Genomic DNA, 3,637 nt, shown 5'->3' with positions numbered 1-3,637 from the left:
AGCGCATCCGCGAGATCCGCGCCGCCGAGGCGCGCCAGAGGGCGGCGCAGCGCCCCGGCTCGCGCCTGCCGCTGCGGCCGCAGCCCTCGGATCTCACCCGCCGTCCGGATGCCGGGGAGGGCGGCTAGCTCGCAAGAAAGTGAGCCGGTTTGCCGGCCGCCGACGTAACCTCCACGGACTCTCATCCGTAAATCCGGTAGCCCCCGCCGTACGGAGACAAGCATGATTGATCGACGCATGATGCTAACGACCACAGCCGGACTGCTCGGCTTCGCCGCGCTGCGCTGGTTCGGCGCCTCCGCGCCCGCCCGCGCTGCCGAAAAATTCGAGATCGAGAAGACCGAGGCCGAGTGGCGCGCCCAGTTGACGCCGGAGCAGTTCGACATCCTGCGCAACGAGGGCACCGAGCGGCCCTGGACCAGCCCGCTGCTCAAGGAGCACCGCAAGGGCACCTTCGCCTGCGCCGGCTGCGACCTGCCGCTGTTCTCGTCCGACACCAAGTTCGACAGCGGCACGGGCTGGCCGAGCTTCTTCAAGCCGCTCGACAACGCGGTCGGCACCCGTCAGGACAAGACCTACGGCATGATCCGCACGGAGGTGCACTGCCGCCGCTGCGGCGGGCATCTCGGCCACGTGTTCGACGATGGTCCGAAGCCGACCGGCCTGCGCTACTGCATGGACGGACTGTCGCTGGTGTTCCATCCGGCCAACCCGTCTTCGACCTGACGAAAATTCTCCGCCTGCTTTGCCGCGCGCGTCCGTTGAAGACCTGAAAAGCGGGTCTGACGGACGCGCCGGCCCCTGCGCGCAGCAGCCGGGCCGGAGCGCGATGGGGCGCGGCTGCCCCGGCAAGAACTGCCGGCTCGGCAATTGTTCACCACTTTCCGCACCGCTTTTTTCACGTTGTTATTTTTCAAGCCGCTGATTTCACAGCGATTTCACGTCTGGCACGGTGATTGCGACAGATCTCCACGAAACGCGGTGCGGGCCGACCCCGCCGCCGGCATCCATGTGGAGAGATTGGTATGGGTATCTTCGACGCGATGAACACCTCGGTGAGCGGCCTGTCCGCTCAATCATTCGCGCTGCAGAACATTTCCGGTAACATCGCGAACGCCTCGACCGTCGGCTACAAGGGCATCGGCACCAGCTTCGAAGACCTCATCCCCAACGCCACCAACCCGACCCGGCAGAACGCCGGCGGCGTCACCGCCTTTGCCAAGGCGACCATCACCACCCAGGGCACCGTCTCGACCTCCTCGGTCGCCACCAACATGGCGATCAATGGCGACGGCTTCTTCAACGTGCAGAAGGCCTCCTCGGTGGTCGACAACGTGCCGGTCTTCACCGGCGTCACCAACTACACCCGGCGCGGCGACTTCCAGCTCAACGCCAACGGCAACCTGATCAACGGCGCCGGTTACTACCTGATGGGCGTGGCGGTCGATCCCAAGACCGGCAACGCCACCGGCAACGTGCCGACCGTGCTGCAGTTCGCCAACAACTTCGTGCCCGCCCAGGCGACCACCGCGATCCAGTACGCCGCCAACCTGCCGACGCAGCCGAAGACCGGCGCCAGCGGCAATGCGGCGGTCGGCACGCTGGTCGCGGCGGGCGGCCTGAACTCGGCCGACCTGTCCAACGTGCCGCTGCCAGTCGGCACCAATTTCTACGCCGACGCCACCACCACGGGCGGCACCGCGGTCAACAAGAACGCCGCCAACATCACCACCTCGACCCTGCTGTCGGGTGCGGCGGCGACCGACTCCATCACGTCGAACTTCACCTCGGGCGATACCATCACGCTGACCGGCAGCGCCGGCGACGTCGTCACCTTCTCCTTCGTCTCGTCGGGCGCCTCGGGCACCCAGATCAACACGACCGACTCGGTCGGCACGCTGCTGGCCAAGATCGCTGCCGTGACCGGCGTCTCGCCGACCATCACGGCCGGCAAGATCACCCTGCATTCGGGCAGCGGCGAGGACTGGACTCTGAGCAGCGCCTCGAGCGGCTTCACCGCGCTGGGTCTCACCTCGCCAGTGTCGCTGACGCGAACGGCGAGCGCCGGCACCGGCATCGTGATCGGCAACGATCTCACCAACTTCAACAACGAGACGATCTCGGGCGGCGCCGTCACCACCTATAACGCGGCCGGCACGCCGGTGAACGTGCAGCTGCGCTGGGGCAAGACCGACAGCGCGACGCTCGGCACCGGCCACAAGGACACCTGGAACCTGTTCTATCAGACCGACTCCAACGCGACCGGCTCGACGGTGGCCTGGAAGAACGTCGGCACCAATTTCCAGTTCGCCTCCGACGGCTCGCTGACCTCGCCGACGACGTCGTCGATCTCGATCCCCAACGTGGTGGTCGACGGCACCACGCTCGGCACCGTCAGCCTCAACATCTCCTCGGGCGCGCTGACGCAATATGCCAGCACGATCGGCTCGGCGACCATCAACAACATCTCGCAGAACGGCTTCGCCGCCGGCCAGCTGCAGTCGGTCGCCGTCAACAACAGCGGCATCGTCACCGGCACCTTCTCCAACGGCCAGACCATCAACCTGGCCCAGGTGACCTTGTCGCACTTCAACGGCACCAACTACCTGAAGGCGCTCGACGGCGGCGCCTATGAGGCGACCGACCAATCGGGCCAGGCGATCATCGGCGCCTCCGGCAAGATCTCGGGCGGCTCGCTGGAGGGCTCGAACACCGACATCGCCGACGAGTTCACCAAGCTGATCGTGACCCAGCAGGCCTATTCGGCCAACACCAAGGTGATCACGACGGCCAATTCGATGGTGCAGGATCTTCTGAACGTGCTGCGCTGACGCGCGGCCACGTGGCAGTTGAATTGACATAAGGCAAACGAACATGGGTTTGAGTTCAGCCCTCGCCACCGCGATGTCCGGCCTGCGCTCGACGCAGGCGGCGCTCTCGATCATCTCGTCGAACGTCGCCAACGCCAACACACCCGGCTACGTCGCGCAGAACCCGAACCAGATCGAGGTCGCCTCCGGCGGCTTCGGCTCGACGGTGATGACGACGGGCGTCAACCGCCAGCTCGACTTGTTCGTGCAGAACCAGCTCCGCACCGAGACCTCGGGCGGAGCCTATGCCGATCAGATGGCCAACATCCTGAAGCAGCTGCAGAGCGTGTACGGCACGCCCGGCGGCAGCGGCACGCTGGAGACGGCGCTCAACAACTTCACCACGGCGCTGCAGTCGCTGTCGAACAATCCGAGCAACCAGTCGGCGCAATCGGTGGCCTTGTCGGCGGCGCAGGGCCTCGCCCAGCAGCTCAACGCGACCACCAAGGGCATCCAGACTCTCCGCACCAATGCCGAGCAGGACATCGGCGACTCCGTCACGCAGGTGAATGGGGCGCTGCAGCAGATCGGCACCTTGAACACGCAGCTGCAGGGCCTCAGCTCGTCGGATCCGCTGTCGGCGACGCTGCAGGACCAGCGCGACAACGCGATCGACACGCTGTCCAAATATGTCGACATCCGCGTGGTGAATGATGGCACCAACGGCGTCAGCGTGTTCACCAATTCCGGCATCCAGCTGGTCGGCGCGGGGCTGACCTCCGAATTCACCTTCTCGTCGCCCGGCACGCTCGATGCCACCTCGCAAT

3 protein-coding genes are annotated in these 3,637 nt (G+C 65.9%); all 3 read left to right on the top strand.

The window, feature by feature from the left end; genetic code table 11:
• Positions 1-222 precede the first annotated feature (222 nt).
• Positions 223-726, top strand: a complete 504-nt coding sequence (gene msrB / locus BRAS3809_RS19015; protein WP_008963694.1) for a peptide-methionine (R)-S-oxide reductase MsrB — start codon at positions 223-225, stop codon at positions 724-726.
• A 299-nt stretch (positions 727-1,025) separates the two neighbouring features.
• Entirely contained in the window at positions 1,026-2,831 is a 1,806-nt protein-coding gene (locus BRAS3809_RS19010) for a flagellar hook-basal body complex protein (protein WP_008963692.1), read from the top strand.
• 43 nt (positions 2,832-2,874) lie between these two features.
• Positions 2,875-3,637, top strand: a 763-nt coding sequence (gene flgK, locus BRAS3809_RS19005) for a flagellar hook-associated protein FlgK (protein ID WP_035656902.1), incomplete at its 3' end; no start/stop codon positions are given.

Source organism: Bradyrhizobium sp. STM 3809 (genome assembly GCF_000239795.1).
In the GTDB taxonomy this organism is placed as follows: Bacteria; Pseudomonadota; Alphaproteobacteria; order Rhizobiales; family Xanthobacteraceae; genus Bradyrhizobium.
This window is presented reverse-complemented; position numbering and strand designations above follow the sequence as displayed.

Bases quoted from the DNA above. Each gene is read 5' to 3' on its own strand.
- msrB (WP_008963694.1), top strand. From the start codon at position 223: ATGATTGATCGACGCATGATGCTAACGACCACAGCCGGACTGCTCGGC.
- BRAS3809_RS19010 (WP_008963692.1), top strand. From the start codon at position 1,026: ATGGGTATCTTCGACGCGATGAACACCTCGGTGAGCGGCCTGTCCGCT.